Genomic DNA, 23,110 nt, shown 5'->3' with positions numbered 1-23,110 from the left:
CGGGGAGGGGGCGCTGCCCCCGCCGGCCGGGGGGCGGCCCCCCGGGATATTTCAGGCCAGAAAAATAAGGGTCAGGCGGTCTTGCCGCGGCGACGGAGGCCGAAGGCAAGGGCGGCGCCTGCGTAGATCACGAGAAGCACGGCCGCCAGAAGGACGGTGAAGAGGCCGAGAAGGGCGGCGGTTCCCTCTGCGGGGACGGGGAGGATTGCGGCGAGGGGCGGCCAGGGACCGCCGACCGCCATCCCGTGCCCGAGCGTCGCGGCAAAGAGCAAGGCGGCGGCGACGGTACCGATGAGGGCAGGCAGGCGGAGCGCCGGCGCCCGGGTCCGGAGGGAGCGCCGTGCGGCGCGGGTTGTCTTCGACAGGTCCTCCTGCACGGCCATGAGCGCCGGCACGAGGATCAGGACCAGCACCATGCCGAAGCCGAGCCCGTAGGTCAGGGTGATCACTGTCGGTTTCAGGAATTCCGCCTGGCTCGAACCTTCGAAGAGCAGCGGTGCGAGACCGAGGACCGTGGTCAGGGTGGTCAGAAGCACCGGGCGCAGCCGGTCCGCCGCACCGTCGACGATGGCGGGCAGCATTCCGCGTTCCCCTGCGTAGTCGTCGATCGTCGTCACCAGGACGATCGAGTCGTTGATGATGATCCCGATCATCCCGATCAGGCCCACGACCGAGAAGAGCGACAGCGGCACGTCCCACTGCGCATGGCCCCAGATCGCCCCCACGAGGCCGAAGGGAATGATCGCCATGACCACGACGGGCCGCGTCCAGGAGGAGAAGATGAACGCGAGCGTCAGGAAGATGCCCACGAGGACCATGATCGTGCCGGTCCGCGCGTCCGACAGGAAGGCCCGCTCCTGTTCCGCCAGGCCCGACATGGTCCCGGCGACACCGTGATCGGCCTCGATCCGGGGCAGGATGTCGCCGGTGATCAGACGGTTCAGCTCCGCCGCGCGGTCGGCGTCGTCATCGGTGATGTCGCCGGTGACGGAGATCAGCAGGACGCCATTCTCGCGCCGGAGCGTGGAAAAGCCGGTCCTGCTCTCGACCGCGACGATGTCCGCCAGTGGCACGTAGGCGCCTTCGGGTGTGCGCATCTGCGTCCGGTCGAGGAAATCGGCGGTCAGCTCACCCGCCGGAAGCTCCACCCGGATCGCCGCGGAGCGGGCGCCCGACGGGAAGGTCGCGGCCTCGATCCCGCCCAGCCGGTCGCGCAGGTCGCGGCCGAGCGCGTCGATGGTGAAGCCGAGGGCCTGCCCGCGCGGCGTCAGCGTCAGCACGAGCTCCTCCTTGTCGTAGGAGAGCGAATCCTCCACGCCCGTGATATCGCCGAACCGGGCCAGCTCCTGCTTGAGGTCCTCCGCCGCGGCCTTGAGCGTGTCGGGATCGGCGCCGGCGAGCTGGATGTCGAGATCGTCTCCGCCGGGGCCCGAGCCCCAGGAGCGGAAGCTGACGGTCTCCGCCATGGGATGCTGAACCACCTCGTCCTGCAGCTCGGCCACGAAGGCGAAGCTGGAATAGGGGCGCAGGTCGGCGTCGATGAGCTCGATCGAGATCGCGCCGAGCTGATCGGGGTCCTTGGTGTCGGAGCCCGCGATGGCCCGGCCCGAGTTGCCGCCGATCTCGGCCAGGGCATAGGCGACCGGATTGATCCCGTACTCCTCCTCGTAGCGCGCGCCGAGCGCGTCCGTGGCGCGCTGCATCTCCTGCATCATCGCCAGGGTGTCCTCTCGCGTCGCGCCGGGAAGCATGGCGAAATTGCCCGTGACCGAGCCCTGTTCCGGCGCGTTGAAGAAGCGCCACTGGACCTGGCCCGTCACCACCAGCGCCGCCTGGAACGCGAGGAGCGCGATGGCGCCCGCGATCACGGGGTATCGGGCCCAGATCACTCCTTGCATCAGCGGGCGGAACAGGCGCTCCCGCACCCAGCGGAAACCGCGGTTCACGGTGCGCGAGGGCCAGTCGTACCACGCGCGGCCATGTGCCGAACCGACGGAACGGCTCATGTGGTGGGGCAGGATCAGGAAGCATTCCACGAGGCTCGCCAGCAGCACGGCGATGACGGTGAAGGGAATGTCGGCGATCAGGTCGCCGAAACGCCCGCCCACGGCGACGAGGCCGAAGAAGGCGATCACCGTGGTGATGGTCGCGGAGAAGACCGGCAGGAACATGCGTTGTGCCGCGTTCTCCGCCGCAACAGGGCCGCTTTCTCCGTAGACGCGGGCGCGGTGGTCGGCATGTTCGCCCACCACGATGGCGTCGTCGACCACGATGCCGAGGGTGATGATCAGCGCGAAAAGCGAGATCATGTTGATGGTCAGCCCCGCGGCATACATCACCGCCACCGCGGCGCACATGGCGACGGGGATTCCGGCGGCGACCCAGAAGGCGGTGCGGGCATTGAGGAACAGGAACAGCAGCAGCACGACAAGACCAAGGCCCATCAGCCCGTTACTGATCAGGATGTCGAGGCGGCCGGTGATGTAGTCGGCCCGGGTTCGGATCAGCTCGATCACCACGCCCTGGGGCAGGTCGGCCTGGAATTCCCGCGCCACCTCCTCGACCGATTGCTGGATGCGGATCGCGTCGCCCTGCCGGGACCGGTCCACGCGAACCGTCACCGCGCTGTCGCTGCCGACGAAATAGGCCCGCTCGCGGTCGACTCCCTCTTCGCGGACGGTGGCGACATCCCCGACCGTGAGCTCGCTGCGGTCGGGGTTCACGCGCAGCACGATGCCCGCGATTTCCTCGGCGCTTCGTTTTGCGCTGCCGGTGCGGACCCGGGCCTGGTCGCTGACGTCGCCCGCAGGGTCGGTATCGGCCTCTGCGGCGACGGCGTCGGCGATCTCGCGCAGGGTGATGTCGTGCTCGATCAGGGCGATGGAGGGGACCTCGATCACCGTCTCGGGCGCGGCCACGCCGCGGATGGTCGACTGGGTCACACCGGCTTCGAACAGGCGCAGGACAAATTCATCGGCAAAGCGGGCGAGCTGGTCCACGCCCACCGGTCCGCGGATCACCACATCTGTGACGCTGTCGGACCAGTTGCCCGACAGGATGCGGGGATCGTCGGCCGCCTCGGGCAGGGTGGTCACGCCGTCGAGCGCCGCCTGCACGTCTTCCTCCGCCCGGGTCATGTCCCAGCCAGGCTCGAACTCCAGGGTCAGCCGGGCCGAGCCCTCGGTGGCGCGAGCGGAGGTGTCGGTCACGCCCTCGACGCCCATGAGCACGGGGGACAGGACCTGCACGATGGCGCGGTCCACGTCTTCGGCCCCCGCGCCGTCCCAGCCGATCTGCACGTCGATATCGTCGACGACCACGTCCGGGAAGAACTGCGCGCGCATCTGCGGAGCGGCCCAGAGACCCGCGGCGACCATCAGCACCAGGAGGAGGTTCGCCGCCGTGCGGTGGCGGGTGAAATAGCTGAGGATGCCCTTGGCCTTGGGCGGATCGGAAGCGGCGGCCATCGTCAGCTGCCCATCCGGCTCTCGAGCCGGGCGACGATCTCGGCAGGCACGTCCTCGCCTTCGAGCTGCGACAGGATCCGGGTCTTGGCCTCGTCGGGCATGGGCGAGCCCTGCACGAAGGCGACGAGCCGCGCCCGCCGGTCGGGATCGAGCTGCACGGTCTCCGGCGCCTCGGGGGCGGCATCCGCGCCGCCCGGCAGGAGCGGTCGGACCTTGATGCCGAGGCCCAGCAGGGGCGAACGCTCGGCCACGACGAGGTCGCCTGCGAGCCCCTCGCCGCGCAGGATCACCTCGTCGCCCTGCCGGCGCAGGACCTCCACCGGGCGCAGGTCGAGGCGCTCCTCGGCGCCGACCACGAGAACCGTCCCGTCAGAGGCCACCGCCGTCGCCGGGAGCCGTGCCACGGCATCAAGCGGTGGCTCCTCCACCGCGACGGTCACGAAATCGCCGGGTCTGAAGCCGGGCGCCTCATCCAGCCGGGCGAAGATCAGGCGGCCGGTCTGGCCCTCGGGAACCGCTGCCGACACGCGCGACAGGCGGCCCGTCGCGGTCAGATCGACGCCCGAGACATCGAGCGTGGCAGTCACCGGAGCGGGGCGCAGATCCCCCTCCTCGTCGAGGAGCCGCGCATACTGGGCGGTGGAGACGCGGAACGATACCTCGAGCCGGTCGGGGTCGATGAGCCGCGCGAGAAGCTCGTTCGCGGCCACGCGCCCGCCCTCGACGACGGAGACCTCGGAGAGAACCCCGTCGAAGGCCGCCTCGATCTCGGTATCGGCGAGGGCGCGCTCTGCCTCTGCCATATCAATCTCGATACGGGCGAGGCGGGTGGCCGCCTGGTCGATCCGCGCCTCGGCGGTGGCGACGGCCTGGCGGCGGGACAGCACCGAGGCCCGGGCGCTGGACACCGCCAGCTCCGCCTCCTCGAGCGCCGCTGCCGTGGCAACGCCGCGGTCCGCGAGATCCTGCTGGCGCTCGAGCGCGCGCTCGCGCAGCGTGACCTGTTCCTCCGCCGCGCTCAACTCGTCCCGCGCAAGCACGATCGCCCGCTCCGCATCGCGCAGCTCGGCCTCGGCATCCTGGAGATCCGCGCGGCTGCGGGCGAGGGCCGATTCGGCGTCGGTCGGATCGATCCGCACCAGCACGTCTCCCGCCCTGACGCGGCCGCCGTCGACGAAGGTGTCGGCGACCTCCACGATCCGGCCGCCTACCGATGCCCGCATGTCCAGCGTCCGCTGGCTGCGCAGTTCTCCGAAGACCTGCAACACGGGCGTCACGGTGCCCGGCTCATACGGCACGACATTGACCGTCAGCACTCTCTCGCGCGACGGAAAGCTCTGCGGCTCGGCATTCAAGCGCTCCTCCACCGCGGCAACGATCGTCTGACCCGCCAGGGCCAACAGGGCGACGGTGACCGAAAGGAGGAACAAACCGACCAGGCTGCGGCGCAGAAATTTCATTCGTGATCCCTCGAAATCAGATCCGTACATAGCCCGGCGACGAGCCATGCCAAACCACCCGGTCTTCAACGGTCCGGGAGCGGGAGTCCGTCGTCACCCGTGTTCATTTCCTGCGCAGGTGCTCGTCGAGCCGCGGCAGGATCTCGACGAAGTTGCAGGGCTTGTGCCTGTAATCGAGCTGTGGCGCCAGGATCTCGTCCCAGGCGTCGCGGCAGGCCGAGGGCGAGCCGGGAAGCGCGAAGAGGTAGGTTCCGTTCGCCACGCCGCCGGTGGCGCGGCTCTGCACGGCGGACGTGCCGATCTTCTGCAGGCTGACCCAGGTGAAGACGGTGCCGAAGGCCTCGATTTCCTTCTCGTAGACGTCGCGGTGCGCCTCGACGGTCACGTCGCGACCCGTCAGGCCGGTGCCGCCGGTGCTGATGACCACGTCGATCTCGTCGCTCGCGCACCATTCGCGGAGCTTGCCCGCGATGGCCTGCCTGTCGTCCGGCAGGATCGCCCGGGCCGCAAGGACATGGCCCGCCGCCTCCAGCCGTTCGACCAGCGTGTCGCCGGACCGGTCGTCGTCGGCGGTGCGGGTGTCCGAGACCGTGAGCACCGCGATGCGGACCGGCAGGAAGTCGCGGCTGTCGTCGATGCGGCTCATGGGGCGGCCTCCAGTCGGAAACGGATCTGTTGCAGGTCGAGCCAGGCCTCGCGTTTCGCCTGCGGCGTGCGCAGCAGGTAGGCGGGGTGGAACGTGGGCAGGGCCGGCCTGCCCAGTACCTCGGCCCACTGGCCCCGGATTCGGGTGATCCCGGCGCGGCCCAGCAGCGTCTCGCAGGGCGTGTTGCCCATCAGGACCAGCACCTCGGGCGCTGCGAGGGCGATGTGCTTTTCGAGGAACGGCTTGAACATGGCCCGTTCCGCGGCCTCTGGCTTGCGATTCTCCGGAGGACGCCAAGGCAGGACGTTGCAGATGTAGACCGCTTTCGCAGGATCCTCCGACCGGCGGTCGAGGCCGATGGCCGCCAGCATCCGGTCGAGGAGCTGCCCCGCCCGCCCCACGAAGGGCCGACCCGCCCGGTCCTCCTCGCGGCCCGGGGCCTCTCCGACGATCATCAGGCGGGCCGCGGGGACCCCGTCGCAGAAGACGAAGGACCGCGCGCCGCGTTTCAACTCGCAGTGATCGAAGGCCTCCATCGCCGCGGACAGCGCACCGAGATCGCTCGCAGCCTCCGCAGCCGCGCGGGCCTCGGCCACCGGGTCGATCTCCGGGGCGCGCACAGGCGTTGGAAGCGCGCCCTTGGCAGGCACCGGGGCGGCGGCGGCCTGTGCGGCCTTCGCCTGCGCCGCCATGGCCGATGCCGAGAGCGCGTAGCGGTCCAAGGGTGCGTCGGCGATGGCCTCGTCGGCGCCGAGTTCGATCTGCCAGATCAGCGCGGCCAGCGCCGCCTCGTATGACTCGCGGGTCTCCACGTCCTTGTCCTAGCCCTCGCCGTCACCGAAGGGTAGGGCGGATCGCCACCCGTCCTTGCACCCGCGCGGCCCCGCTTTCTATAACCGCCGCAAAACAGGGGAGCCCGGATGACCTTTCGCCAGACCCATCTTCTGGGCATCGAGCCTCTGCACCCGGAGGAGATCAGCACGCTCCTCGATCTCGCTCAGGACTACGCCGAGGCCGCCCGCGCGGGCCGCAGGCACTGGGACGCGCTCGCCGATTTCACCCAGATCAACATGTTCTTCGAGGCTTCGACCCGCACTCAGGCCAGTTTCGAGCTGGCGGGCAAGAGGCTGGGCGCCGACGTGATGTCCATGGCCATGGGCGCCTCGTCTCTGAAGAAGGGCGAGACGCTGATCGACACCGCGCTGACGCTGAACGCGATGCGGCCCGACCTTCTGGTGGTGCGGCACCCCAATTCCGGCGCGGTCGACCTTCTGGCGCAGAAGGTGACCTGCGCCGTCCTCAACGCGGGGGACGGCCGGCACGAGCACCCGACCCAGGCGCTGCTCGACGCGCTGACGATCCGCCGCGCCAAGGGCCGGCTGCACCGGCTGACAGTGGCGATCTGCGGCGACATCGCCCATTCGCGGGTGGCCCGCTCGAACATCCTGCTGCTGGGCAAGATGGAGAACCGGGTGCGGCTCGTTGGACCGCCCACCTTGATGCCCGCCGGGGTGGCGGAGTTCGGGGTCGAGGTCTGCGAGGACATGGCCGAGGGCCTGCGCGATGCCGACGTGGTGATGATGCTGCGTCTCCAGAAGGAGCGGATGGACGGCGGCTTCATCCCGTCCGAGCGCGAGTATTTCCACCGCTACGGTCTCGATGCGGCGAAGCTGTCGCACGCGAAGGAGGACGCCATCGTGATGCATCCCGGCCCCATGAACCGCGGGGTGGAGATCGACGGCACGCTTGCCGACGACATCAACCGATCCGTGATCCAGGAACAGGTGGAGATGGGCGTCGCCGTGCGCATGGCGGCGATGGACCTTCTGGCCCGCAACCTGCGCCAGGTCCGCGGCCCGCGGGAGGTGATGGTGTGACCGACGTCATGTATGTCCCCGAGCACGAGCGCGGGCAGGTGCGGCTGTTCGCGGTCGATCTTCCGGCGGAGGAGGCCGATGGCTGGGGGACGGCGGAGAATGTGGCCGCGGCGCTGGGGGTGGAGAAGCTTGTCGAGGGACAGTGGGAGTATGTCGCGGTCTCCGGGCTCGAGGGGCTCGGCCTCGCCGGCTACATGGAGGAGGGGCTGGGCGTCGATCCGGCGCAGCTGAGGGACGACCTGCCGCGCCTTGCCGAGCTGACGGGGCATGTGCTGATCGTGCTGTCGGCGGCGGTGCGGGGGCGGACGCTGCGGCCGCGGGCGCCGCTGCGGTGGATCGGGACCTACGGCGAGCCGGTCAGCGTCGCGCCGATGGAGAAGCTGCGGTCGGCCTCGGCAGAGGGGTGGATCGACCAGCCGAGGAAGGGGCCGTCGGACGCGGCGATGTCGGGGCGGATCGCGACCATCGCGATTCTCGTGCTGCTGGCGCTGGTGGGCGTCATGGTGTGGGTGGGGGGATGAGCGACTACCAGCTGACGCCGACGACGGCGCTCGAGCCGGGGGAGAGCGTCCGGGAGAGCTTCCGGCCCGACCGGACCACCTACATCCGCGATCATGCCTGGCTCGCCGCGCTGGCGATGGGGGTGGGCATGGTGATCCTCTGGCTGATGGGGAACCCGTACGTCTGGACCGGCGCGGTGGGCGGGCTCGCGGCCATCGTCGTGCGGGGCTGGTACGTCGCCTCGGACGAGCTCGGCGCGCGGTGGGACCTGACGGAGCGACGCCTGTTGGGGCCGGGGACGCGGGTGGTGCCGCTCGGGCGGATCGACAAGGTGAGGACGATCGCGAGCGCGGTTCAGGTCGTCACCATCGAGGGCGAGAAGCACCTGATCCGCTACCAGGCCGACCCGGGCCGCACCCGCGCGGCGATCGAGGCGGCGCGGGGCTGAGGCGCCGGTCTGCCGGTGTTTCACGATGAAACGGGTCTCTATGTATATGATATTAAATACGTATGTGGCTTTATTGATGTTTTGGGGCCGGGTGCGGGCGCGGCATCTTCGGCTGGATTCCATGTCCGAAGGGGTGTCGGTCCGTGACCGCTTGACCCAGATCATGGCGCGCGGACGCGGCGCCGGGTCACCTGCGGGCGACATGCAGGATCAGGAAAGGGTCGCGTCATGGGATTTCTCTCGAGGCTGAGCCACAGCGGCGTGCTGCTGGACGGTATGGCCGGGCGGCTGGGCGTGGACCTGAACGCCGGGATGGAGCGCGCGCCCGACGCCGCGGCGGCCCGCTACCGCGCCATGGTGCTGGCCTGCGCAGGCTGCGCCGGGCACCGGGCCTGCGCCGGCCTTCAGGCGGCGCATGAGACGCTCGACGCCGCGCCTGACTATTGCCGCAACAAGGAACGCCTCGCGGCGCGGTAAGGCCCCGGGTGATGGCATTCCCTCCGCGCCCGAGGGACCGGGAGGGGCGGCGACGGGCAGGCCGGGCCTGAGCCCGGCCTGCGGAGGAGGCGGAGCGGGGTCCTACGCCCCTCAGCGGCCGCCGGTGATGTTCCGGTGGCGCTGCTGGTCGGCCTGCACGCCGTAGGGATAGACGTTGTGCTGCGGCGCGCTGGCGGCGGTGAGGAGGGCGAGGTCCTCGGCGGCAAGCGCCAGGTCGGCGGCCGCGAGGTTGTCGGCGAGCTGCACCTCGCTGCGGGCGCCGATCAGCACCGAAGTGACCGCGGGCTGCGCCGCGACCCAGGCGAGCGCCACCTGCGCCATTGTGGCGTCGTTCCGGTCCGCCACGTCGCGCACCGAGTCGAGGATGGCCCAGGTCCGCTCCTGCGCCGCGCGGGGGGCATAGGCTTCCATCCCGCGGTCGGGCTGCTCCCCGAGACGGCTGGCGCCGGTGGGAGCTTCGTCACGGCGGTACTTGCCGCTGAGCCAGCCGCCGCCGAGGGGCGACCAGGGCAGAAGGCCGATCCCTGCGTCGAGGGCGGCGGGCACGATCTCCCATTCGATGTCGCGCACGAGGAGGTTGTACTGCGGCTGGAGCGTGACCGGCGCGGCGAGGCCGGCGGCCCTAGCCACATGAACGGCCTTGGTCAGCTGCCAGCCGAGGAAGTTGGAAAAGCCGTAGTAGCCGATCTTTCCGGCGGAGATCGCGTCGTCGAGAAAGCGCAGCGTCTCCTCGAGCGGGGTCAGCGCGTCCCAGGCGTGCATCTGGTAGAGGTCGATATGGTCCACCCCGAGCCGGGCCAGCGAGGCATCGAGGGCGCGGCGCAGGTGGACGCGGGAGAGGCCGTGATCATTCGGGCCGTCGCCCATGGGAAAGCGCGCCTTGGTCGTGATCACGACCTTCTGCGCCTCGGCGGGATGGTCCTTGAGCCAGCGGCCCACGATCTCTTCGGAGATGCCGCGGCTGTAGACATCGGCCGTGTCGATGAAGTTCCCGCCGGCGGCGACATAGGCGCTCATCAGCCGGCGGGAGGTAGCCTCGTCCGCCTCGTCGCCGAAGGTCATGGCCCCGAGAGCGAGGGAGGAGACGACGGCGCCGCTGGCGCCGAGGGTTCTGTGGTCCATGGGTGTGAGCCTCTTGTCGTGAAAGCGGGATGTGTCCGGGGACGGGGGACCCGGGTTCGCCGGGAAGCTTACCGGGTCGAACTTCCGAAGCCCATGGCCGCGGCCCTTTCACGGAGGAACCTGCCCCTTGCATCCGTGGCGGCTTGACACCGGGGTGTCGGGGCCGGCCGCCGGGACCTCCGGTGGCCCCTGCGGGGGATGCGCAGGGTCCGGGGCGGGGGACCTCCGGGAGACCTTGACCGGACCGGTCCCGTCCTTTGGAGTTGCCCTGCGCGGAGAGAGAGGGGACCGATGACGCAGGGAGACTGGCCGCTCCTGCCGGGGGAGGCGCTTCTGTGGGAGGGGCGGCCCGCGCAGGGGCTCGCACTGCGCCCGGTGCGGCCGGTCACGACCCCGCTCATCCTGGTCTGGGGCATCATCGGTCTGGCCCTGCTGCTGCTCTGGGCCGGGCTGGGCCTGCCGGGGTCGGGGTGGATTGCGCTTGGCCTCGCCGGGTTTCTCGCGGCGCAGGTCTGGGCGGTGGCGGCATGGAACGCGGCGGGGCGGCGGCGCTGCCGCTATGCGGTCACCGACCGGAGGGTCCTGATCGACCGCGGCGGCGTCCGGCCGCTCGAGATCCTGCCGCTCGATCCCGGGGCGGTGCGGCTAGATCCCGGGCCGCCCGACTGCGTGATCCTGGGCCGGGGGCCGCTGTCCTTTGCCACCGGGCACGGCGGGCGCCAGACGACCTGGCAGGAGTATCGCCTCGACATGATCGGAGAGGGAGCCCGGGTCGCGGAACTGGTGCGCGCGGCGGCAAGGGCCAATGCGCCGCTCCGCCCCGACGGCTGGCGCTGGTCGGTGCTGCCCGGCCCCGTGTCCGCGACCGCGCCGCGCCCGGACCCGCCGTCGGTCGCGGGCGGCTGACATCCCCCCCACGAGGCGCTAGAGACCGCGTCGACACCCATCCGGACGGACCGATGCCCCCCATCCTTCTCGCCAATGCCCAGCTGATCGACCCCGAGGCCCCCGAGACGCGGATCGGCGGTCTCCGGATCGAGGGCAACCGGATCGCCGAGGTCTGGGAGGGGGCGGAAGTGCCAGGGGGCGCGCTCGACTGCCGGGGGCATTGCCTGGCACCGGGGATCGTCGATCTCGGGGTGAAGGTCTCCGAGCCCGGGGAACGGCACAAGGAGAGCTTTGCCTCGGCGGGCCGGGCGGCGGCGGCGGGGGGCGTAACGACCATGGTCACCCGGCCGGACACGGACCCCGCCATCGACACGCCCGAGACGCTGGAATTCGTGGCCCGCCGGGCGAGTGCCGACAGCATCGTGCGGGTGCTCCCCATGGCGGCGCTCACGAAGGGCCGCGAGGGCCGGGAGATGACCGAGATCGGGTTCCTGATGGACGCGGGCGCGGTGGCCTTCACCGATTGCGACCGGGTGGTGACCGACACGCGGATCTACGCGCGCGCGCTGACCTATGCCCGCTCGCTCGGCGCGCTTGTCGTGACCCATGTGCAGGAGCCCGGCCTGAGCGCGGGCGCCTGCGCCACATCGGGCAAGTTCGCCTCGCTGCGCGGGTTGCCGGCGGTGTCGCCCATGGCCGAGAGAATGGGTCTCGACCGGGATATCGCCCTGCTGGAGATGACGGGCGCGCGGCTGCATGTGGATCAGGTGACCACGGCCCGCGCCCTGCCGGCGCTGGAGCGGGCAAAGCGCAACGGCTTCGACATCACCGCGGGCGTGGGCATCCATCACCTGACGCTGAACGAGTTCGACGTCGCGGACTACCGGACCTTCTTCAAGCTCAAGCCCCCGCTGCGGTCCGAGGACGACCGGGTCGCGATGGTGGAGGCGGTGGCCTCGGGGCTGATCGACGTGATCTCGTCGATGCATACGCCGCAGGACGAGGAGAGCAAGCGCCTGCCCTTCGAGGAGGCGGCCTCGGGGGCTGTGGGGCTGGAGACGCTGCTGCCCGCCGCGCTGCGGCTGTTCCACGGGGGGAACCTGAGCCTGCCGCAGCTCTTTCGCGCGCTGTCGCTGGCGCCGTCGCGCAGGCTGGGGCTGGAGACGGGGCGGCTCGGGGCGGGGGCGCCGGCGGATCTCGTGCTTTTCGATCCCCATGCGCCCTTCGTGCTCGACCGCTTCACGATGCGGTCGAAGTCGAAGAACACGCCGTTCGACGGGGCAAGGTTGCAGGGGCGCGTGCGCGGCACCTGGGTCGCCGGGCAAAGGGTGTGGGAAGGGTGATGCCGGATCTGGTCTCCTCTGCCCCGGTGCTCCTGCTGTGGCTGGTGCTGGGCTATCTCGCCGGGTCGGTGCCCTTCGGGATCGTCTTCGCGCGGGTCTTCGGGCTCGGGGACCTGCGCAAGGTCGGGTCGGGCAACATCGGGGCGACGAACGTGCTGCGCACGGGGCACAAGCCCGCCGCCGCGCTGACGCTGGTGATGGACAGCGGCAAGGGGGCGTTCGTGACGCTGGCGGCGCTGGGCCTTGCGGGGGCGGACGCGGCGCAGGCGGCGGCGCTGGCCTCGTTCGTCGGGCATTGCTTTCCGGTCTGGCTGGGGTTCCGGGGCGGCAAGGGAGTCGCGACCTTCCTCGGCATCCTCCTCGCGCTCGCCTGGCCGGTGGGGCTGGCGGCCTGCGTCTCGTGGCTGGCGGCGGCGGGGATGAGCCGGATCTCCTCTGTCGGCGCGCTGGGCGCGGCGGCGCTGGCGCCGGTCTGGGCGCTGGTGCTGGGGCGGGGGGATCTGGTGCTTCTGGCGGTGGTGCTGGCGGCGCTGGTCTTCTGGCGGCACGGCGAGAACCTGATCCGCCTCAGGGCCGGAACCGAGCCCAGGATCGGGAGCCGCCGGTGATCCGGCTCCTTGCCGCAGCGGCGCTTCTGGCAATGCCGGCCATGGCGCGGGCCGATCGGGTGGCAGAGATCCTCGCCTCGGCGGAGGTGGAATGCGCCGGGATGGACGCGGGCGGGCTGAGCGTCGAGCCGGGCGCGGTCACGCCGGCCGATCTCGACGGCGACGGGCTCGAGGACGACGCGGTCGTCGATTTCGCCGCCGTCTTCTGCGACTACAACCTCTCGCACTGGCACGGCACGGGCGGCGCGCCGATCCATTTCGTGATCGACGGCGCGAGGTCGCGAAGCTGGTGGGCGCATCACTGGTCGCTGACGGAGTTCGACGGGATGCGGGTGATCCTGCTCTCCCGGCACGGCAGCTATTGCGACAGCTACGGCGCCGCGCCCTGCGTGCAGGCCCTCGTGGCGGGCGGGACGGAGTTCCTCACCCCGGTGGACGGACGGCCGGAGGAGGGCTGAGGCCCGGGTGCGGCGCGCCGCGTGCCCGGAGACTTCCGTGCCGCGCCCTGGCGTTCGGCGCCGGATACGGCCCGATGCAGGCGCGACGCGCTCCTGAGGGTCCGGCCCCCCCCCGTGCGTCACCTTGAACGGCCGTCGCCCTGCGGTGTAGCTCTTCTCCGGCCGGACATACTCCGGGCGATGATCCGGACGGAAGCTGGAGAGACCATGTCAGGCGACACTGTGCTGAACCCCGAATTCCTGGTTCGAACCGAAGCCGATCTCAGGGCGCGATTCCCGGCGACACACGACATCGCCATCAAGAAATGCCTCGATCACGTCGATGACCATGCGCGGGCCTTCATCGAAAGGTCCCCCTTCGTCTGCATCGGCACCCAGTCCGCGAACGGCGCGGCGGACGTAAGCCCGAGAGGCGATCCGCGCGGCTTCGTGAAAGTGCTGGATTCCCGTACCCTCCTGATCCCGGACAGGCCGGGGAACAACCGTCTCGACACATTGTCGAATATCCTGACGAACCCGAAGGTGGGCCTGCTCTTCCTCGTCCCCGGCTTCGACGACACCATGAGGGTCAACGGCAGGGCAGAGCTCACGCGGGACCCGGCGCTCCTGTCGTCGATGGCCGTCAATGAACGCATTCCGGGGATCGCCATCGCGGTGCATGTCGACGAGGTCTTCATCCATTGCGCGAAGGCGCTCCGGCGGTCGCGCCTCTGGGATGCCGGTCAGTTCCAGAACAGACGGGACGTTCCCTCGCTGATGAAGATCATCCTGGACCAGACGACCGGCGCCCCCTCCGACCCGGAAGAGCAGAAGCGCCTCGATGAAGGGCTCGAGGAAAAGTACCGGCAGTCGATGTACTGACGGGCATCCCGCGTCAGGGCGCAGGGCCTGCCCGCCCGGCGGAGGGCTCCCTGCAACGAACCGCAGCGGTCTCGAGACCCCAGCCGTGCGGGGGCGCCGCGCCCCCTCCTCATCTGGCCTCAAATACTCCCTTCGGGAGCAGCCTCTGCGCCGCGCGCGGCGGTCGGCCTACCGGACCTGCCGGACCATGGTCACCGCGCCGGAAAAGCCGAAGAGCCAGGGCAGGAGCCGCCCCGACTGCTGCGCCACGGGGACGAAGCCGCGGCGTTCGTAGAGCGCGCGGGCTCGGGGGTTCTCGTGTGTCACGTCGAGCCGCACGCGGTCGAGCCCGCGGGAGAGGGCCTCGCGGGCGAGAGCCTCGATCAGGGCGGAGCCCACGCCGCGGCCGCGGTGGCTGTCGGCGACGAAGATGCCGTCCACCAGCAGGTCGCCGCGCGCCTGGGGCCGTTCGAGCACCGTCAGGGCCGCGCCGCGCCAGAGCGCCCCGGCCCGGCCGTAGACGGCGGCGAGGTCGGACATGCCGCCGCCCACCAGCGCGAGACCGCCCGCATGGAACCCCGCGACCCCGACGAGGCGGCCGCCCTCGTGGACGCAGAGTGCGCGCTCGGGATTGGCCACGCGGGCGACGAAGGCGAGGGCGTGGCGCTCGGGGCCAAGGACACGGCCGAGCTTGCCGCCGAACGCCGCCCAGTAGAGCCGGGCGAGGCTGTCGCGGTCGCGGGGCTCGAACCCCTGGCGCACGATCATGGCGCAACCGCGCGGGACAGCGCCTCCTCGTGCCCGAGGCCGAAGATCCAGCCTTCCTCCGGGGCCTCCACGGCGAGCATGGCAGAGAGCGTGGCCGGAGAGAGGGCAGGGACCGCGGCGGCGAGGGCCGCCACCTGCGCGCGGTCGCGGATCGGTTCGTGAGGGTAGCGCGCGGCGATGGCGGAGGAGACGAGGGAGGGCCAGATCTCCACGAAGGCCACGGGCAGGTCCAGCGGGTCGAAGGGCCAGGCGGCGATGCGGCCCGGAAAGGCCGCGCGGAGGCGCCAGAGCACGGGCAGGCCCATCAGGGCCTGGCTGCCCACGGCGCCCGCGCCGGCAAGCTGCCAGACCTCGAAGGCGCCGGGGGCCCGGTCCTCGGCCGCTCGGCGGGGGCGGTGCCAGCGGAAGCTGCGGGCGTTGCCCCGGCGCGGCAGGTCCGGGATGTCGCGTTTCAGCGCGTTGCCCCAGAAGGGGCCAAGGCCGGGCAGCCTGCGGTTCATCATGGCGGCGACGTCGAACCGGTTGTTGGCCCCCGGGGCATCCTCGATCCGGTCCGCGAGCCAGGACCAGAGCGCGAGGGGATCGGGCCGTCCGGTGATGGCGGCGGCGAATCCCGAGGGGTAGCCGAAGGGGAAATCGAAGCCGATCAGGAGCCGTCTGCCGCGCGCGAGGGTCTCCTCGATGCGGGCGAGAAGCCAGGCCTCGGCCTGTCCGCGGTTGCGGCAGTAGAGAGGCGCCTCGCCTGGGCGGCTGGTGGCGATCCAGATGGCATCGGCTTTCGGCGCGGCGCCCCGGTCGTTGCCGCCGGACCAGTCGACCATGGCGACCTCGTCCCAGATCACGGGAAGGTCTCTGCCATGGCGAGGTCTTCGGGCGTGTTCACGTTGAAGAAGGCGGCGGGGTCGGGGAAGGGCACCGGGACCGCGCCGAGCCGGTCCATCGCCTCCCGCATCCTGCGGGTGCCGTCGTCGAGCTCCGCGCGCAAGGCGTCGCGCAGGGCGACGGGCCAGAGGGCGGCGGTGGGATGTGCGCCCTCCGCGGTGGCGGCGTAGGCGGGCAGGGTGCCGGCGGCGGCGAGGCGATGCAGGAGGTCGCAGGGCAGGAAGGGCGTGTCGGCGGCGGCGGTCAGGAGCCGCGTCGCGCCGAGCGAGGCGGCCCAGTCGAGTCCCGCGAGCACCCCGGCGAGGGGGCCGCCATCGGGCAGGGTGTCGGGGATCACCGGCAGGCCGAGCGCGGCGAAGCGCGCGGGATCGCCGTTGGCATTCAGGGCGAGCGCCGGAACCTGCGGCCGGAGCCGGTCGCGGACACGGGCGCCAAGCGTCCGGCCGCCGAGACGACACAGGGCCTTGTCCGCGCCGCCCATCCGGCGGCCCCGGCCGCCCGCGAGAATGATCCCGGCAGGCCCCGGGTCCGTGTCCTGCGCCTGAGCCATGGCGGGGTCCGCTTGCATCTGCCTCCGGGCGGGCCTAGGCCGCGCTGGCCGGAGTTTAGACGGACCCCATGATCGCCTCCACCGTGAAATCCGCCGCGCTCGCGGGCGCCCGCGACGGCCTGCCGTTCTGGGTGGTCGTAGGACCGCTCTCCGTGCTCTTCGGCGTGCTGGCGACCGAGGCCGGGCTGACGCTCACGCAGACGCTGGCGATGACGACGCTGGTGATCGCGGGAGCCTCGCAGTTCGCTGCCTTGCAGCTGATGCAGGACGGGGCGGGGTTCTGGCTGATCCTCGCCGGCGCGCTCGCCGTGAACCTCAGGATGATGATGTATTCCGCGGCGCTGATCCCGTGGCTCGGCCCCGCGCCGCTGTGGCAGAGGGCGGTGGCCTCCTTCGTGATGTTCGACCAGCCCTATGCGCTGGGCGTGCTGCGCTACGAGGCGCGCCCGGCCGAGCCGGTGGCGGCGAAGATCGCCTATTACCTCGGCGTGGGCCTGCCCATGGCGGTGATGTGGGTGGCGCTGTCCATGGTGGGCGCGCTCGTCGGCGCGCGCATCCCCGAGGGCTTCGCGCTCGATTTCGCGCTGCCGATCACCTTCATCGCGCTGGTGGCGCCGATGCTGAAGACGCTGGCCCATGTGGCCGCGGCGGCGACCTCGGTCGTGGTGGCGCTGGCGCTGCGGGGGATGCCGGCGGGCACGGGGCTGCTGATCGCGGCGGCGGCGGCGATGGCGGTGGGCGCGACCGTGGAGACGGTGCGGGGGCGGTGGGCATGAGCGACGCGCAGATCTGGGCGCTGATCGGCTGCATGGCCGTGGGGACCTTCCTGATCCGCTTCTCGTTCCTCGGGCTGGTGGGCGACCGTCCGCTGCCTGGCTGGCTGCTGCGGCTGCTGCGCTACACGCCCGTCGCGGTGATTCCGGCCATCGTGGCGCCGCTGGTGGCCTTTCCGGCGGCGACCGGCGGAGAGACCGACCCGGTGCGGCTCGCGGCGGCGGTCGCGGCGCTGGCGGTGGGGGCCTGGCGGCGGGACGTGATCCTCGCCGTGGGCGCCGGGGCGCTCATGCTCTATGGCGGGCTCTGGATCATGGGTTGAACGCCTCGACGGGCAGGTCCGCGCCGAAGGCCGCGGCGGCGAGCGACTTGTCGTCGCTGTCGTTCTCCCGGTATTCGCGCGTCGTCACGCCGGAGAAGCGCGCGATCTGCTCGGACAGGCGGTCGGGGAACCAGGTTTCGGAAATGCCCTCGAAGCCCGGAACCTGGCGCAGCACCCGGCTGGTGGCGATGGTGCAATGGGCCTTGGGCACGGCGCCGTAGGACATGGCGGCCCGGAGCGCGGCCTCCGCCTGCGCGGCGGAGACCGGCACGTCCTGGCGCAGGACGTAATAGGTCATGCGGGCGTGGTAGCGGGCGTAGAAATCGGCGATCTCGTCGGTGATGCCGAAGTGCACGTCGTTGTTCTCGGGCACGAGATAGCCCCAGGGCTGCGCCGCCACATCGCCGCCGAAGGTGCCCGCGGGATCGAAGATCACCCGCTGGCTGGCGTTGGTCATCAGGCCGGTATGCATCCCGCGGTCCGAGGACGTGCTCTTCATCGTGAAGAGCGTCAGCATCTTGGGGCCCGGATGAACGTAGGCGCGCGCCGAGAGGACCGACTGGGGCGTGGACACTGGCTCGGCCGCCCCGCAGGCGGTCAGCCCGAGGGCGGAGGCGCCGAGTAGGAAGGCCCTGCGGTTCATCGTGCCGGGTCGCTCAGCCGTTGATGAGGGCGAGCAGGACGAGGCCGACGACGATCACGACGGTCGCGCGGGTCACCATCTTGAGGAACCCGTCGAACGTGCGTTCCTGGGTCTCGATATTCATGGTGCCGTGCTTGTGCTCTGCCATGCGATCATCCTCCGCGTTCGGGCGAGATGGGCAATAGTCGATCCGGGCGGGACTGTCACGCTCACGAAGATGTCAGCCTGTCGCACCTTCGCGTCAGAGCGCCTCGAAGAGGTCGACGCCGTCCTCGCGCCAGCGCCGCGCGCGGCCGTGGTGCCAGAGGTGCAGGCAATGGGCGTAGGCCTCCACGAGGGCGAGCCCGTATTCGCCGCCGCGGATCTCGCGCCGGAAGAGCGGCAGGAAGCACTGGCCGGCGCTACGGGGCGTGGCGAGATGATCCGCGAGGCGGTCGAGGGCGGAGACATGGTTCTCGATGAGCTGGGTCAGCCGCAGGGGCAGGCCGCGGAACGGCAGCTTGTGTCCGGGCAGCACGAGCTGCGCCTCGGTCGCCAGATGCGAGAGCTTGCGGCAGGCTTCGAGCCAGTCGGCGACGGGATCGGCCCCGGGCTCCGTGGGATAGACTCCCAGATTGGGAGAGATGCCGGGCAGCAGCTGGTCGCCGCCGAGCACCAGGTCGCCCTCCGCGGACCAGAGCGTCACATGCTCGGGCGCGTGACCGCCGCCCATGGCCACATGCCAGCGCCGTCCTCCGGCGGTGACCCGCGCACCCTCGGTCAGTCGCCGGAAACCCAGCGGCAGGGGCGTGACGGTGTCGGCGAAGTTGAACGGTCGTTCGGCGCGGCGGGCGGCGAGGATCCCGGGCTCCATGCCCGCGGCTCGGTAGAAGGCGAGCGTTTCGGCGGGCCATGTCTCCTGCACGTCGAGCGTCAGCATCCGCGCCATCAGGTAGCTGGTGCGCGAGGTCAGGATGTCCGCGCCGCGACCGGCGAACCAGCCGGCGAGGCCGACGTGGTCGGGATGGTGGTGCGTGACGATGACGCGCCGCACCGGACGGCCGGCGAGCGGTCCCGCCAGCAGACGCTCCCAGATCGCGATGCAGCGTCGCGACGAGATGCCGGTATCCACGAGCGTCCAGCCGTCGCCGTCGTCGAGCGCGTAGACGTTGACGTGATCGAGCGCCATCGGCAGTGGGAGCCGCATCCACAGCAGGCCCTCGGCGATTTCCGTCGCCTCCCCTTCGGCGGGGGCGCTCTCCCATGGAAAGCTCAGTCCGTCGGTATGTCGCGTCAAGCGGCTGCGTCCTTGCCGGGGCTTGTGATCAGCAGATGCCCGGCGGCGGAGGCGGCGGCAAGCTGCGCGGCGTGCTCCGGCAGCAGCAGGCCGACATAGGCCTCGGCCAGGGCGCGGCGATCCGCGTCCCCGGCGCGGGCGGCGGCGAGGTGAGCATGGGCGCCCAGCACCCGCGCGAAGCCCCGCGCAAAGGGCACGGCGGCGGCGCGGCGGTACTCGGCCGGGGCCTCGAGAAGCCGGTCGGTTGCGTCGCGCAGGTTCTCTGCGGCCTCGTAGACGGGATCGGCCAGATCCGGCAGGCTCGCGCGGGCGGCCTCGGCGCCGTCGCAGATCTCCTCGATCAGGGCGAGGACGGCGGCGCCGCCGTCCTGCATCTTGCGGCCCACGAGGTCGAGCGCCTGGATGCCGGTCGTGCCCTCGTAGATCTCGGTCACGCGGATGTCCCGGAGGTACTGCTCCGCCCCGGTGTCCGAGACATAGCCCGCGCCGCCGTGGACCTGGATGCCAAGGTCCGCGACGCGTGAGCCGGTCTCGGTGCCGAAGATCTTGGCCAGCGGCGTCAGGACCCCGGCGCGGGCCGCATGGGCGGCCTCGCCGGTGGCGAGGGCCATGTCCGCCGAAACGGCGCACATCAGGCCGATCGCCCGCGCGGCGAGGACGTCGGCCTCCATCTCCGCGAGCATCCGCCGCACATCGGGATGGGCCTCGATCGGCGCGCCGCCCTGCACGCGCTCGCCCGCGAAGGCGCGGGCCCGGTCAAGGGCGGCGGAGGCCACGCCCACGCCCTGCATCGCCACACCTAGGCGGGCGTTGTTCATCATCGTGAACATCGCCGCCATCCCGCCGTGGGGCGCGCCGACGAGCCAGCCCTTCGCACCCTCGAAGGACATGACGCAGGTAGGGGCGCCGTGCTGGCCCATCTTGTGCTCGAGGGAGGTGGCGGCGACCGCGTTGCGGCTCCCGTCGGGCAGGATCTTGAGCACCAGGAAGAGCGAGAGGCCCCTCGTGCCCGCGGGCGCGTCCGGCAGGCGGGCGAGGACGAGGTGGCAGATGTTCGCGGTCATGTCGTGGTCGCCGTAGCTGATCCACTGCTTCTGGCCGGTCACCGCGTAGAGCCCGTCGCCGAGCGGCTCCGCCCGGGTGCGGACGGCGCCCACGTCGGAGCCGGCCTGGGGTTCGGTCAGGTTCATCGTGGCGGCCCAGTCGCCCGAGATCAACCGGGGCAGGACCTGCGCCTTGAGCGCGTCGTCGGCATGGGTCTCGAGCGCCTCGATCTGGCTCTGGCTCATCAGGGGGGCGATGGCGAAGGAGAGACAGGCGCCCGAGATCATCTCGGTGATCGCGGCGGCGAGGGTGCCGGGCAGGCCCTGCCCGCCGTGGGCCGGATCCGCGGCGAGGCCGATCCAGCCGCCCCCGGCGACCCGGGTCCAGGCCTCCGCGTAGCCCGGTGGCATGACCACGCCCGCCTCGTCGAGCCGGGGGGGCGTGCGGTCGCCGATGGTCTGGAGCGGGGCGAGGATGTCCTCCGACAGGCGGCCGGCCTCGGCGAGGGCGGCCTCGACCATGCCGAGATCCGCCGCGGCGAAGCGGCCGGTGGCGGCCACCGCGCCGTAATCCGCCACATGGCGCAGAAGGAACAGGGTGTCTTTGACAGGCGCGCGGTAGGACATGGCGTCTTCCTTGCGGTTGCGATGCGCGCCGCGGTCACTTGGCACGCCTGGGGCCGACCGCTAGACGGCGGGGCGACCCCTTCCTCCGAGGCTAGGGAGGGCGAGACCCAAAACAACCGAAACGCAGCGTCATGACCGAAAGGCTCACATCCGACCGAGAGGGCATCGCCCGCGCGGCTGGCCTGCTGGCCACGGGGCACTGCGTCGCCTTTCCGACGGAGACGGTTTACGGGCTGGGCGCCGATGCCACGTCGGACCGGGCGGTGGCGGCGATCTTCGCGGCCAAGGACCGGCCGCGGTTCAATCCGCTCATCGTGCATCTGCCCGATCCCGAGGCTGTTGCCGCACTGTGCCGGATGCCCGAGACGGCGGAGCGGCTGGCGGCGGCGTTCTGGCCCGGGGCGCTGACGCTGGTGCTGCCGCTGAGGGCCGGTGCCGGGGTCTCCCCGCTGGTGACGGCGGGGCTCGACACGCTGGCCGTCCGGGTGCCCGCCCATGGAGTCGCGCGGGACCTGCTGCGCGCGGCGGGGCGGCCGGTGGCGGCGCCCTCCGCCAATCCGTCCGGACGGCTGAGCCCGACCACGGCGGCGCATGTGCTGGCGGGTCTCGACGGACGGATCGCGGCGGTGCTGGACGGCGGTCCCTGCGGAGTGGGGGTCGAGTCGACGATCGTTGGGTTCGATCCCGAGCCGGTGCTGCTGCGTCCCGGCGGGCTCCCGCGGGAGGCGCTGGAGGCGTGCCTCGGCGCGCCGCTGTCCGAAGGCGCGCCGGGCGGGCCGGTCAGCGCGCCGGGCCAGCTCGCCTCGCATTACGCGCCGCGCGGGTCGCTGCGGATGGGGGCGACGGCGGCGCGGGAGGGCGAGGTGCTCGTGGGTTTCGCCGCGGTGGCGGGGGAGGTCAGCCTGTCGCCCGCGGGCGACCTCGTGGAGGCGGCGGCGGCGCTGTTCCCGGTGCTGCACAGGCTCGATGCGGCCGGGGTGGCGCGGATCGCGGTGGCGCCGATCCCGGAGACCGGCCTCGGTCTCGCGATCAACGACCGGCTGCGGCGGGCGGCGGCGCCGAGGAGCTAGGGACCCTCGCCCCGGGGCCTCGTCGCAGCCCGCAAGATCGGCGGGGCGGTCGATGCCGGGCACCGCGCAGGGCGATCGGTCGCGCGGCGCCCCGCCGCTGTCCCCGCTCCGCGCCGCGATCCGCGACCGTCTGCGACCGGCGGCGGCACGGGACCGGACCCCCGGGGGCTAGTCGCAGCCCAGCAGGTCGACGGCGCGGTCGGTGCCGAGCACGGTCATCCGCACCCGCGACCGGTCGAGGGCCACGCTGCCGCCGTCCATGTCGAAGAGGTCGGCGACGGCGAGGAGGCTGTTTCCGTCGCGGTGCATCACCGGCTCGCTGACCCAGACGGAGGGATCGCCCGCCTCGATCACCACCTCCTCGGCGCTGCCGGTCGGCGGCAGGGTCAGCGCGATCTCGAGCCTGAGACCGTCGCCGAGCGCGGTCACCCGGCAGGCGAGAGGACCCGCGCCGGCCTCTGCGGCGGTCGCCGGGCGGTCCACGAGCGCGGCCACGATCTCGGCGGAGCGGCTGCCCTCGGGGGGCAGTTCCGCCACGAGGGGCAGGCGGACCGGGATGCAGATGTCCGCGCAGACGCCGATCTCCACCTCGCCCGCGATCATCGCGCCGCGGCCGGCCTCGGGCGTTGTGAACTCGAGCGGGATCACGACATGGTCGCTGTAGCCGATGGAGCGCATGCCGTTGGTGTGGCTCACTTCGGGCACCGGCCAGTGCAGGCGCAGGCCGGAGACGTTCTGGCTGTGCTGCCAGAAGAAATCGGGCGGGATGCCGGTGTCGCCGGGCGCGCGCCAGTAGGTCTTCCAGCCCGGGGCGAGGGTGATCTCGAGCCCGGCCATGTGGGTTCCGGCCTCTGTCCGCCAGCCCGGCAGGATGCGGGCGGAGACGACGCCATCCGACAGGCCGGTCTGCGCGGGAGCGGGCAGCGGGGCGGTCAGGATGGTGAGGGCTAGCGCCGCGGCGGAGGCGAGTCTGGTGGTCATCGGCGCACCCTAGGCAGG

General features: G+C 71.7%; 25 protein-coding genes. 12 read left to right on the top strand and 13 right to left on the bottom strand.

Annotation, left to right across the window (positions count from 1 at the left end):
* Positions 1-71: 71 nt before the first annotated feature.
* The 4 genes from EAT49_RS09565 to EAT49_RS09550 all read right to left on the bottom strand — a co-directional run bounded on the left by EAT49_RS09565 (position 72) and on the right by EAT49_RS09550 (position 6,385).
* The gene (locus EAT49_RS09565) at positions 72-3,467 is read right to left on the bottom strand and encodes an efflux RND transporter permease subunit (RefSeq protein ID WP_123642094.1); all 3,396 of its coding nucleotides are present in this window, start codon (positions 3,465-3,467) and stop codon (positions 72-74) included.
* 2 nt (positions 3,468-3,469) lie between these two features.
* Positions 3,470-4,927, bottom strand: coding sequence for an efflux RND transporter periplasmic adaptor subunit (locus EAT49_RS09560; protein ID WP_123642093.1), 1,458 nt, complete (start codon positions 4,925-4,927; stop codon positions 3,470-3,472).
* Positions 4,928-5,030: 103 nt separating this feature from the next.
* Positions 5,031-5,573: a molybdenum cofactor biosynthesis protein B gene (moaB, locus tag EAT49_RS09555; RefSeq protein WP_123642092.1), complete on the bottom strand. Its 543-nt coding sequence runs from the start codon at positions 5,571-5,573 to the stop codon at positions 5,031-5,033.
* Complete coding sequence (locus tag EAT49_RS09550; RefSeq protein ID WP_123642091.1) at positions 5,570-6,385, bottom strand: uracil-DNA glycosylase; 816 nt, start codon at positions 6,383-6,385, stop codon at positions 5,570-5,572. Before EAT49_RS09550 ends, moaB begins: the two co-directional genes overlap by 4 nt.
* 108 nt (positions 6,386-6,493) lie before the next feature.
* Here EAT49_RS09550 and EAT49_RS09545 point away from each other — a divergent pair, with 108 nt between their 5' ends.
* From EAT49_RS09545 to EAT49_RS09530, 4 genes are all read left to right on the top strand, one after another.
* Positions 6,494-7,450, top strand: a complete 957-nt coding sequence (locus EAT49_RS09545) for an aspartate carbamoyltransferase catalytic subunit (protein WP_123642090.1) — start codon at positions 6,494-6,496, stop codon at positions 7,448-7,450.
* Positions 7,447-7,971, top strand: coding sequence for a hypothetical protein (locus EAT49_RS09540; protein WP_123642089.1), 525 nt, complete (start codon positions 7,447-7,449; stop codon positions 7,969-7,971). Before EAT49_RS09545 ends, EAT49_RS09540 begins: the two co-directional genes overlap by 4 nt.
* Entirely contained in the window at positions 7,968-8,399 is a 432-nt protein-coding gene (locus EAT49_RS09535; RefSeq protein WP_123642088.1) for a hypothetical protein, read from the top strand. Before EAT49_RS09540 ends, EAT49_RS09535 begins: the two co-directional genes overlap by 4 nt.
* Before the next feature lie 228 nt (positions 8,400-8,627).
* Positions 8,628-8,876 (top strand): DUF6455 family protein, encoded by a 249-nt coding sequence (locus tag EAT49_RS09530; RefSeq protein ID WP_123642087.1) that lies wholly within the window; start codon positions 8,628-8,630, stop codon positions 8,874-8,876.
* A 111-nt stretch (positions 8,877-8,987) separates the two neighbouring features.
* On the opposite strand, the gene EAT49_RS09525 is transcribed toward EAT49_RS09530, so the two are convergent.
* A complete protein-coding gene (locus tag EAT49_RS09525) occupies positions 8,988-10,019 on the bottom strand; it encodes an aldo/keto reductase (RefSeq protein WP_123642086.1) in 1,032 nt (343 codons plus the stop codon).
* Between the two features lie 291 nt (positions 10,020-10,310).
* On the opposite strand from EAT49_RS09525, the gene EAT49_RS09520 reads away from it, so the two are divergent.
* The 5 genes from EAT49_RS09520 to EAT49_RS09500 all read left to right on the top strand — a co-directional run bounded on the left by EAT49_RS09520 (position 10,311) and on the right by EAT49_RS09500 (position 14,177).
* A complete protein-coding gene (locus EAT49_RS09520; protein WP_123642085.1) occupies positions 10,311-10,925 on the top strand; it encodes a hypothetical protein in 615 nt (204 codons plus the stop codon).
* Positions 10,926-10,978: 53 nt separating this feature from the next.
* On the top strand, positions 10,979-12,250 hold the full coding sequence (gene pyrC / locus EAT49_RS09515) for a dihydroorotase (protein ID WP_123642084.1): 1,272 nt from the start codon (positions 10,979-10,981) through the stop codon (positions 12,248-12,250).
* Positions 12,250-12,858: a glycerol-3-phosphate 1-O-acyltransferase PlsY gene (gene plsY, locus EAT49_RS09510; RefSeq protein ID WP_123642083.1), complete on the top strand. Its 609-nt coding sequence runs from the start codon at positions 12,250-12,252 to the stop codon at positions 12,856-12,858. Before pyrC ends, plsY begins: the two co-directional genes overlap by 1 nt.
* Positions 12,855-13,316 carry a hypothetical protein gene (locus EAT49_RS09505; RefSeq protein ID WP_123642082.1) on the top strand — a complete coding sequence of 154 codons (462 nt, stop codon included), beginning with the start codon at positions 12,855-12,857 and terminating at the stop codon, positions 13,314-13,316. The genes plsY and EAT49_RS09505 overlap by 4 nt, the downstream gene beginning before the upstream one ends.
* A gap of 207 nt (positions 13,317-13,523) precedes the next feature.
* Complete coding sequence (locus tag EAT49_RS09500) at positions 13,524-14,177, top strand: pyridoxamine 5'-phosphate oxidase family protein (protein WP_123642081.1); 654 nt, start codon at positions 13,524-13,526, stop codon at positions 14,175-14,177.
* 168 nt (positions 14,178-14,345) lie between these two features.
* Here the strand turns inward: EAT49_RS09500 and EAT49_RS09495 are convergent, their stop codons facing one another.
* Genes EAT49_RS09495 through mobA form a run of 3 tightly spaced genes read right to left on the bottom strand, consistent with a single transcriptional unit; the run spans position 14,346 to position 16,374 of the window.
* Entirely contained in the window at positions 14,346-14,924 is a 579-nt protein-coding gene (locus EAT49_RS09495; protein ID WP_123642080.1) for a GNAT family N-acetyltransferase, read from the bottom strand.
* A complete protein-coding gene (locus EAT49_RS09490) occupies positions 14,921-15,766 on the bottom strand; it encodes a molybdopterin guanine dinucleotide synthesis (RefSeq protein ID WP_246003812.1) in 846 nt (281 codons plus the stop codon). The genes EAT49_RS09495 and EAT49_RS09490 overlap by 4 nt, the downstream gene beginning before the upstream one ends.
* Entirely contained in the window at positions 15,763-16,374 is a 612-nt protein-coding gene (mobA, locus tag EAT49_RS09485) for a molybdenum cofactor guanylyltransferase MobA (RefSeq protein WP_246003811.1), read from the bottom strand. Before mobA ends, EAT49_RS09490 begins: the two co-directional genes overlap by 4 nt.
* A 50-nt stretch (positions 16,375-16,424) precedes the next feature.
* Between mobA and EAT49_RS09480 the strand changes: the two genes are divergently transcribed.
* Together EAT49_RS09480 and EAT49_RS09475 are read left to right on the top strand one after the other, a co-directional pair.
* On the top strand, positions 16,425-17,132 hold the full coding sequence (locus tag EAT49_RS09480; protein ID WP_123642079.1) for an AzlC family ABC transporter permease: 708 nt from the start codon (positions 16,425-16,427) through the stop codon (positions 17,130-17,132).
* The gene (locus EAT49_RS09475) at positions 17,129-17,452 is read left to right on the top strand and encodes an AzlD domain-containing protein (RefSeq protein ID WP_123642078.1); all 324 of its coding nucleotides are present in this window, start codon (positions 17,129-17,131) and stop codon (positions 17,450-17,452) included. Before EAT49_RS09480 ends, EAT49_RS09475 begins: the two co-directional genes overlap by 4 nt.
* Here EAT49_RS09475 and EAT49_RS09470 read toward each other — a convergent pair.
* From EAT49_RS09470 to EAT49_RS09455, 4 genes are all read right to left on the bottom strand, one after another.
* Positions 17,442-18,095, bottom strand: a complete 654-nt coding sequence (locus tag EAT49_RS09470; RefSeq protein ID WP_123642077.1) for a hypothetical protein — start codon at positions 18,093-18,095, stop codon at positions 17,442-17,444. The genes EAT49_RS09475 and EAT49_RS09470 overlap by 11 nt on opposite strands.
* 13 nt (positions 18,096-18,108) lie before the next feature.
* On the bottom strand, positions 18,109-18,243 hold the full coding sequence (locus EAT49_RS09465; RefSeq protein WP_123642076.1) for an aa3-type cytochrome c oxidase subunit IV: 135 nt from the start codon (positions 18,241-18,243) through the stop codon (positions 18,109-18,111).
* A gap of 93 nt (positions 18,244-18,336) precedes the next feature.
* Positions 18,337-19,371: an MBL fold metallo-hydrolase gene (locus EAT49_RS09460; RefSeq protein ID WP_246003810.1), complete on the bottom strand. Its 1,035-nt coding sequence runs from the start codon at positions 19,369-19,371 to the stop codon at positions 18,337-18,339.
* Positions 19,368-21,041, bottom strand: coding sequence for an acyl-CoA dehydrogenase family protein (locus tag EAT49_RS09455; protein WP_123642075.1), 1,674 nt, complete (start codon positions 21,039-21,041; stop codon positions 19,368-19,370). Before EAT49_RS09455 ends, EAT49_RS09460 begins: the two co-directional genes overlap by 4 nt.
* Positions 21,042-21,172: 131 nt before the next feature.
* Between EAT49_RS09455 and EAT49_RS09450 the strand changes: the two genes are divergently transcribed.
* Positions 21,173-22,111: an L-threonylcarbamoyladenylate synthase gene (locus tag EAT49_RS09450; RefSeq protein ID WP_123642074.1), complete on the top strand. Its 939-nt coding sequence runs from the start codon at positions 21,173-21,175 to the stop codon at positions 22,109-22,111.
* A gap of 168 nt (positions 22,112-22,279) precedes the next feature.
* Here the strand turns inward: EAT49_RS09450 and EAT49_RS09445 are convergent, their stop codons facing one another.
* Entirely contained in the window at positions 22,280-23,092 is an 813-nt protein-coding gene (locus EAT49_RS09445; protein ID WP_123642073.1) for a protein-disulfide reductase DsbD domain-containing protein, read from the bottom strand.
* Between the last annotated feature and the right edge of the window lie 18 nt (positions 23,093-23,110).

This window comes from Histidinibacterium lentulum (assembly GCF_003789055.1).
GTDB classification, from domain to species: Bacteria; Pseudomonadota; Alphaproteobacteria; order Rhodobacterales; family Rhodobacteraceae; genus Oceanicola; species Oceanicola lentulus.
Note: the sequence above shows the minus strand (reverse complement) of the source record. Positions and strands in the feature narration are given on the sequence as shown.

Bases quoted from the DNA above. Each gene is read 5' to 3' on its own strand.
- EAT49_RS09520 (WP_123642085.1), top strand. From the start codon at position 10,311: ATGACGCAGGGAGACTGGCCGCTCCTGCCGGGGGAGGCGCTTCTGTGG.
- EAT49_RS09455 (WP_123642075.1), bottom strand. From the start codon at position 21,041: ATGTCCTACCGCGCGCCTGTCAAAGACACCCTGTTCCTTCTGCGCCAT.
- moaB (WP_123642092.1), bottom strand. From the start codon at position 5,573: ATGAGCCGCATCGACGACAGCCGCGACTTCCTGCCGGTCCGCATCGCG.
- EAT49_RS09535 (WP_123642088.1), top strand. From the start codon at position 7,968: ATGAGCGACTACCAGCTGACGCCGACGACGGCGCTCGAGCCGGGGGAG.
- EAT49_RS09445 (WP_123642073.1), bottom strand. From the start codon at position 23,092: ATGACCACCAGACTCGCCTCCGCCGCGGCGCTAGCCCTCACCATCCTG.
- mobA (WP_246003811.1), bottom strand. From the start codon at position 16,374: ATGCAAGCGGACCCCGCCATGGCTCAGGCGCAGGACACGGACCCGGGG.
- plsY (WP_123642083.1), top strand. From the start codon at position 12,250: ATGCCGGATCTGGTCTCCTCTGCCCCGGTGCTCCTGCTGTGGCTGGTG.
- EAT49_RS09470 (WP_123642077.1), bottom strand. From the start codon at position 18,095: ATGAACCGCAGGGCCTTCCTACTCGGCGCCTCCGCCCTCGGGCTGACC.
- EAT49_RS09500 (WP_123642081.1), top strand. From the start codon at position 13,524: ATGTCAGGCGACACTGTGCTGAACCCCGAATTCCTGGTTCGAACCGAA.
- EAT49_RS09465 (WP_123642076.1), bottom strand. From the start codon at position 18,243: ATGGCAGAGCACAAGCACGGCACCATGAATATCGAGACCCAGGAACGC.
- pyrC (WP_123642084.1), top strand. From the start codon at position 10,979: ATGCCCCCCATCCTTCTCGCCAATGCCCAGCTGATCGACCCCGAGGCC.
- EAT49_RS09495 (WP_123642080.1), bottom strand. From the start codon at position 14,924: ATGATCGTGCGCCAGGGGTTCGAGCCCCGCGACCGCGACAGCCTCGCC.
- EAT49_RS09565 (WP_123642094.1), bottom strand. From the start codon at position 3,467: ATGGCCGCCGCTTCCGATCCGCCCAAGGCCAAGGGCATCCTCAGCTAT.
- EAT49_RS09525 (WP_123642086.1), bottom strand. From the start codon at position 10,019: ATGGACCACAGAACCCTCGGCGCCAGCGGCGCCGTCGTCTCCTCCCTC.
- EAT49_RS09475 (WP_123642078.1), top strand. From the start codon at position 17,129: ATGAGCGACGCGCAGATCTGGGCGCTGATCGGCTGCATGGCCGTGGGG.
- EAT49_RS09545 (WP_123642090.1), top strand. From the start codon at position 6,494: ATGACCTTTCGCCAGACCCATCTTCTGGGCATCGAGCCTCTGCACCCG.
- EAT49_RS09450 (WP_123642074.1), top strand. From the start codon at position 21,173: ATGACCGAAAGGCTCACATCCGACCGAGAGGGCATCGCCCGCGCGGCT.
- EAT49_RS09560 (WP_123642093.1), bottom strand. From the start codon at position 4,927: ATGAAATTTCTGCGCCGCAGCCTGGTCGGTTTGTTCCTCCTTTCGGTC.
- EAT49_RS09480 (WP_123642079.1), top strand. From the start codon at position 16,425: ATGATCGCCTCCACCGTGAAATCCGCCGCGCTCGCGGGCGCCCGCGAC.
- EAT49_RS09530 (WP_123642087.1), top strand. From the start codon at position 8,628: ATGGGATTTCTCTCGAGGCTGAGCCACAGCGGCGTGCTGCTGGACGGT.